At 70.8% G+C, this 1,162-nt stretch carries 1 protein-coding gene; it reads right to left on the reverse strand.

Going from position 1 to position 1,162, the window contains the following annotated elements:
- Positions 1-175: 175 nt before the first annotated feature.
- Positions 176-1,162 (reverse strand): glycosyl hydrolase family 18 protein (locus ABZV94_RS41760; RefSeq protein ID WP_356350343.1); only part of this gene is annotated, 987 nt, incomplete at its 5' end.

Genomic DNA, 1,162 nt, shown 5'->3' on the forward strand with positions numbered 1-1,162 from the left:
TTTTGTTGGTTGTTTTTGCGGTGGGGGTGGGTGCCCTGCTCGTCGGGCGGTGGGGGGGGGCGGGGGGGCGGGGGGCGGCGCCGGCCCCCCCCCCCCCCGCGCCTCCCGCTGAGGTCACCGTGAGAGCCCCGGGCCGCCCTGGCGGTGTCCGCCGCCGGTCCCGGGGCCGGGGCGGTCAGCCGGTGTAGCCGGCGAAGACCCGGGTGTAGTCCCAGGCGGACTGGCTGACGCCGGAGCAGCTGTCGGCGGGTCCGCCGGTGCAGGGGCGGTCCCGGTTGGCGGACCAGAAGGTCAGCCGGGCCAGGTGATGCTGCTGGGCGTAGCCGAGGATGGTGCGGAAGTCGGCCACCGTGACCGTCTCGTTCTGGTCGGTGATGCCGTTCATGGACGAGATGCCCATGTCCCGGTAGGCCTGGTCGTCGCTGTAGTGGTAGGCGTTCTTCAGCGCGTTCTTCAGGCCCTCGGCCGCCTGCACGGTCAGGTTGCCCATGTTCTGGCCCGCGCCGCCGAAGTCGAACGGCATGATGGCCCAGGCGTCGACGGTCAGCCCGGAGGCGGCGGCCCGGTTGATGAGGCTGGTGTCGGGGCCGCTCTGCCCGGTGCCGATGGTGATGTACACCTTCAGGCCGGGGTTGTTGGCCTTCACCGTCTTCAGCGCGTCGACCGTGCGCTGCTGGACGGTGCCGCTGCTGTAGGCGTCGGCCTCCAGGTCGATGTCGATCGCCTTCAGGCCGTAGGTGTTGATGACCTTCTGGTAGGCGGCGGCGAGCTCGCCGGCGCTGGAGCAGGAACTCTCCAGCTTGTTGCCGCTGTAGCCGCCGAAGGACGGGATGACGTCACCGCCGTTCGCCCGCACGGTGTTGACCGTCTGCTGGTCCACTCCGCCGGTCAGCGGACGGCTGCCGTCCCACTGCGGGTTGCAGTAGCCGTTGCTCAGCACGAAGGCGAGCGTGAACCACTTGACGCCGGTGGCCTGGGAGATGGTGGTCGGGTCGGGCGGGCTGCCCCAGCCGTTGTACAGGTACGGCGCCACCGCCATCGGCGCCGAGGGGGTGCCGCCGCCGGCCGCGGGCGCGTTCCACTTCTGGTTGGCGCCGCCGGTGCAGCTCCAGATCTGTATCCGGGTGCCGTTGGCGGAGTTGTTGTCGGTGACGTCCAGGCA

The organism is Streptomyces sp. NPDC004658 (assembly GCF_040609555.1).
In the GTDB taxonomy this organism is placed as follows: Bacteria; Actinomycetota; Actinomycetes; order Streptomycetales; family Streptomycetaceae; genus Streptomyces.